This is a genomic window from Aquabacterium sp. NJ1, assembly GCF_000768065.1.
In the GTDB taxonomy this organism is placed as follows: domain Bacteria; phylum Pseudomonadota; class Gammaproteobacteria; order Burkholderiales; family Burkholderiaceae_C; genus Aquabacterium.
Genome location: NZ_JRKM01000003.1, coordinates 1 through 5515 on the forward strand (window position 1 = coordinate 1; position 5515 = coordinate 5515).

Here is a 5515-nt window from a genome sequence, read left to right on the forward strand (position 1 = left end):
GGCCCAGATTCAACCAGCAAGTGCAACGCTAGTACGTCCGAAGAAGACTTCGGAAGGCGTCAGGAAATTGTGGCGTTTGCGTGGCCTGTTATTGAGTTCGCTGGCGAAGTGATCGCACTGCTTTTGAGTGAGATGTTGCATGCAGACTCCCTTTGGTACGTATTGACGTAGCAGGCCGTTGAAGTTCTCGTTGGTGCCACGCTCCCAGGAATGATAAGGGGTGGCGAAGTAGCACTTGAGATTGAAGTGTTCCTCTAGCTTTGCGTAGTCGTGGAACTCCGTTCCGTTGTCCAGGCTGAGCGTTTTGAATTGACGCTCGTACTTGGCGATGGCGACCTTGGCAGCGCAGATGACTTCTTCTTTGGTGCGAGCCTTGAGCTTCATGACGATGGCAAAGCCACTGACGCGCTCGACCAGAGTAAGCAGGCAGTGGCGCAGGTCTTTGCCGATGACGGTATCGCCTTCCCAGTGACCGATCGCGATGCGCAAGTTGGCCTCCTGTGGTCGCTCGCTGATATGGCGCTTGCCGGCCAGAACACCCCTTGAATCCTTGGATCGGTAGCGTTTGCGACCGTTCTTGGACATGATGCGTGTGTGCGATACCAACTCACCGCCGCTGGCCTTGTCGCGACGCAGCCAGCGGTAGATGGTCTCGGTGCTGATTTCAAGGAGCTTGAAGCGTTTGAGGATGCCGCTGATTTGCTCAGCGCTGAACTTCCTGCGGATGAGGCTAAAGACCTGAGCGCGCTGAGCGTCGGAGTAGTGAGAGCCGCGACGGCAGCGCCGACGTCGAGCCACGGCGTAACTGTGAGCCTTCTCTGGCCGGTACTGCGCTCGGTGAGTAGTCAGGTTCCGGCGAAGCTCACGACTGACGGTGCTTGGGTGTTTGCCAATTTGGCGAGCGATCTCGGCTTGAGAGTATTTGGCTACTCTCAAGGCGTTGATGGTGTATCGTTCCTCTTGGGTGAGTTGGTGATACGTCATAGGTGCAACCTCGTTCTTGGTCGGATAAGGTGCAGCTAGTTTCGCCGCTCCCCACCCATTTCAATGAACGTTGCACTTACTAGTTGAATCCGCGGGGCCTAACGCCCAAGGTAAGCGGCACCGGAGCACCGCAGGTGCGCAGGGCACCAACAAAGGCCATGAGAATGCCGAAGGCATGGCCTTTGTTGGTGTCCGCTTGACCGCCCAGTTAGGCTGGGGCGCGCAGGCGAGGGCGTTGATGCCACGGCAACCTGGCTGCGCTCATTGATGCTTGGCCTGTGCATGGCCGCTCCCTTGATTTGATTTCCAGATATTTTGCCTTACGCGGCTGGGCCGTGACCATGCGGATTCCAACCGCGGGCCGCCGTAGGACGGGCAGCCCAAAAGGCGAGTGCATGTGGCACTTTGGCGCTACTGATCGGTGAGCTGGCTGCCGACGGACAGGCGGCCAGATTGAGCCTGAGCATTGCGCTAGGTCGCGGGCCGCATGATCACTCAAGCGCCAAACATGGGCATGGCTTCAACGCCGGAACGGCAAAGAAAGTGGCAATGGCGTGAACCGGTGTTCTCTCGTGGTGGCCGAGATGGCCACTGAAGCATGAGACTTTTAAAGTTGCCGATGGCTCATACATCGAGGACGCCAGGTGGAGCCAAGTCTGGATGCTCCGCGTAAATCGCATCGAGGACTTCGCACGAGAGATTGCCAATTTGTAGGCCGACAGCCCGCTTGAACTGCTCTATTTCAGCCTCAGAAAGACGCGCTTGAGCCTCCCTAAGCGCAAAAGAGAGTTGTGCGATAGCAGCCTCAAGGTGCGTCGCGATTACTTTTGCGTCGTCTCGATTCATGATGGCCTAACGCCCAAGGTAAGCGGCGCCGCAAGGAGCGCAGCGACTGAAGGGTACCAACAAGGGCCAGGACAATGGCGAAGCCATGGCCCATGTTGGCGTCCGCTTGACCGACCAGTTAGGCTTGTGGCTAGGTGCGCGGTGATTCAAGTTCACGGCAACTCCGTTAGGTTTGAATTTTCACAAGAGCTGGGCAAGCTTCCCGATGCTGTCACCGCTTTGCTCCAAAAATGGGTACCCACAAGACTCGCCTGGCGTAAGCAAGGGCTTCGGCTTCTGACGCCGCTACAAACGCGGTGTAGTCACCGTTGTTAAGTAGCTCCGACCAAGAAAATTCAGGGTCCGAGAAAGCCTCGAGCAACTCTTCCTTTAAGGCCGCTATCTGCTTATCTGCCGTCATGCTGCGCAGATACATTGCAATGGCCCGATCTTCGGCCAAACCCAACTCAACGTTAAAGGCCGTTGATAGCGCGTGAGTGATGTTTGGGAAGCGACTTGTCGCCATGTTTGCCGCCTGTTGTATTGGGTGGGCCTAACGCCCAAGGTAAGCGGCACCGGAGCACCGAAGGTGCGGAGGGCACCAACACAGGCCATGAGAATGGCGAAGCCATGGCCTGTGTTGGTGTCCGCTTGACCGCCCAGTTAGGCTGGTGGCAAATGCCAAGGCAGGCGAGAACAAGCAAGCCTTTTGCGCGTTGGTTTTGATGCTTGGCCGTGGCATGGCCTTGCTCCCTTGGTTTGATTTCGGATGATTTTGCCTGATGCGCAAGGACCTCGGCAATGAGGTTTCCACGCGCTGCCCGCCGCAGGACGGGCGGCCCACAAGGCGTTGACCTGTGGCACTTTGGCGCTGCAGGTTTGTGAGCAGGCTGCCGAGAGGACAGACAGCCAGATTGAGACTGTGCGGCGCGCCAGGTGGCGGAACTGGAGGCGTGTAAAGCGCCAAACCTGAAGATGCGAACAGATGCGTGAACGGCAGAGGAAAAGGCCGTGGTGTGCCTCAGTGCTCTCGCGCAAAACATCGATGGCTATTGATGTTCAGGTGGCATGACATGAATGCAGCCTTGCCCAAACGCAGTGCCAAAAAACGAAGGCCTAACGCCCAAGGTAAGCGGCACCGGAGTGCGCAGCACGCAGGGTACCAATACTTGCTGGCAAGTATTGGTGTCCGCTTGACCGCCCAGTTAGGCGGGTGCGCGTAGGAGCGGGCGTTGAGAACACGCCGACCTGTGCACTTGACTTGATGCTTGGCCATTGCATGACCACGCTCCCTTGATTTGATTTCCAGAGATTTTGCCTGATGCTGGTTGGCCGTGGCAGCGCGGTTTCCCTGCGCTGAGCGCCGAAGGACGCGTGGCTAGCTTGGTGATGGCATGCGGAGACATGGCGCGGCACATGATCACCATTGCCTGCCGAAGGACGGGCAACCAATTGCCTATGGCGTGTGGCACTTCGGCGCGACTGTTTGGTGAGTAGGCTGCCGTAGGACAGACAGCCAGATTGAGACTTCGCACTGCGCCACGTGGCGGAACTTGAGGGCAGTGAAGCGCCAAACCTGAAGACGCGAACAGATGCGGGAGCGGCAGAGAGAAAGGCTGTGGCACGCATCAGTGCTCTCGCGCGAAACATCGATGGCTATTGATGTTCACGCGGCATGACATGAAGCAGCCTTGCCAAAATGAAGCCTCAAAAAGTGGGGCCTAACGCCCAAGGTAAGCGGCACCGGAGCACCGAAGGTGCGAAGGGTACCAACAAGGGCCAAGACAATGGCGAAGCCTTGGCCCTTGTTGGTGTCCGCTTGACCGCCCAGTTAGGCGGCGCTCTGGTTTTATAGACGAACGCTTCTTTGCCACTGAATGAACTCTTGTTCGTTGGGATCGTGTCCAAGGTGTTGGAAATACTGAATGCGATCAGCCATACAGAGAGACTCCTCACGCAAGAAGAAATCGGTCGATTGCACTGTCAGGTCAAAGCGTTCACAGAACGATGCGTCTGTGAACCGCTTGTAGTAGGCGTTGACTAGTGCGACGGCGATTTCCTCGCTGTGGCCATACGTCTTCCGTAATTCCTTCGTTGTCCGCTCAAATAACCAGAGCTCGTCTTCGTCGCTAATGGATGGATCAAACTGCATGAGCGGTCCTAAGTCGTGTGTGGCGCCTAACGCCCTAGTTAACCGGCGCCGGAGCGCGAAGCGCGGAGGGCACCAATACAGGCCATGAGAATGCCGAAGGCATGGCCTGTATTGGCGTCCGCGTTGAACGACCAGTTAGGCTGGGGCGCGAAGGCACGGTGGATGAGCACACGTAGCTTGGCTTTGGCTGTTCATTCAGCATAGACATTTGCCGTTTCGTCAATGTAGAACTTAGCGTTGTTCTTGATGCACCAGGCCTCAAGCTCCGTACGCAAGGTTGGCCATAGATCCTTCGCCCACGCAGGAGATTTTCGTTGCCATGCTGCCTCTGTTGGGAGGTATGCAGACAAAACACCCATCGGCAACTCGAGCACGAAGCTACCGCCAGGACCTTTGCAAACGAGTTCCTCTTTCCAGCGAGTCCTGAAAGTAAACGTGTGGCTCATTGTTGTGCGTGTCCCTTGCGCTGGCGGCTATTTGAAGATGGCCTAACGCCCAAGGTAAGCGGCGCCGCAAGGAGCGTAGCGACTGAAGGGCACCAACAAGGGCCAGGACAATGGCGAAGCCATGGCCCTTGTTGGCGTCCGCTTGACCGCCCAGTTAGGCGATGGATTTTGGGTGTGGGTGTTGCACTTCATTGTTGGACTCGCTTTACCTAACGCGTTGATCGGCGCAGACGCACGCGGGTGGATCAAGCTTCTTGCCCGGCCAGGTAAGCGTTCCGATGCCCGCATTTTTTGAGGTGCAGGTCGCCTGACAGCTTGCGCGTCGGTGAGATACGTAGATGGAAGAGGCTCCAAGCGCTATTGCCAGCAAGGCGATCCAGAAAGATGCGGATTTGAACCATTCCATGAGAACCATCTCGTTCACGCGTTTGCTTGTGGCCTAACGCCAAAGTTAACCGGCGCCGTAGCGCGAAGCGCGGAGGGTACCGCTACAGGCCCTGGCCTGTAGTGGCGTCCGCGTTGAACGACCAGTTAGGCTGGGGCGCGCAGGAGAGAGCGTTGAGAACACGCAAACCTGACATGCTTTGATCTTGCTTGGCATTGCCATTGCCGCGCTCCCTTGGATGTTTGTTGTTGCTGCATTTTGCACTGAACCGAATGACTTAGGGCGAGGGCGGCACACCATGGTGGTGACGGCGTCACCGAAGCGATATGGACACGCTGATTTCGAGCGCCAGGCAGTGGTGGCGAAAGCCACGGCTGCGGGCTGTTGTACGTTGGCTTGCCAGCGCACTCAACACCGCACTGGCCGCCGCAGGACGGCCAGCCACAAAGCGATGGCGAGTGGCATTTTGGCGCTACTGAGCGGCCAGCAGGCTGCCGTAGGACAGACAGCCAGATTGAGACTTTGCGCTGCGCCACGTGGCGGAACTTGAGGGCAGTAAAGTGCCAAACCTGAAGACGCGGACAGATGTGGGAGCGGCAGAGAGAAAGGCCGTGGCACGCATCAGTGCTCTCGCGCAAAACACCGATGGCTATTGATGTTCAGGTGGTATGACATAAATGCAGCCTTGCCTAAACGCAGTGCCAAAAACCGAAGGCCTAACGC

Annotated in this window: 3 protein-coding genes; all 3 read right to left on the reverse strand. The window is 57.2% G+C overall.

Features of this window, described 5'->3' with window-relative positions:
• Positions 1-9: 9 nt before the first annotated feature.
• Positions 10-984 carry an IS30 family transposase gene (locus JY96_RS21570; protein WP_035040509.1) on the reverse strand — a complete coding sequence of 325 codons (975 nt, stop codon included), beginning with the start codon at positions 982-984 and terminating at the stop codon, positions 10-12.
• 1057 nt (positions 985-2041) lie between these two features.
• The gene (locus JY96_RS21580) at positions 2042-2335 is read right to left on the reverse strand and encodes a hypothetical protein (protein ID WP_152606697.1); all 294 of its coding nucleotides are present in this window, start codon (positions 2333-2335) and stop codon (positions 2042-2044) included.
• A 1323-nt stretch (positions 2336-3658) separates the two neighbouring features.
• Complete coding sequence (locus JY96_RS21585; RefSeq protein ID WP_035044296.1) at positions 3659-3961, reverse strand: hypothetical protein; 303 nt, start codon at positions 3959-3961, stop codon at positions 3659-3661.
• Positions 3962-5515: the final 1554 nt, after the last annotated feature.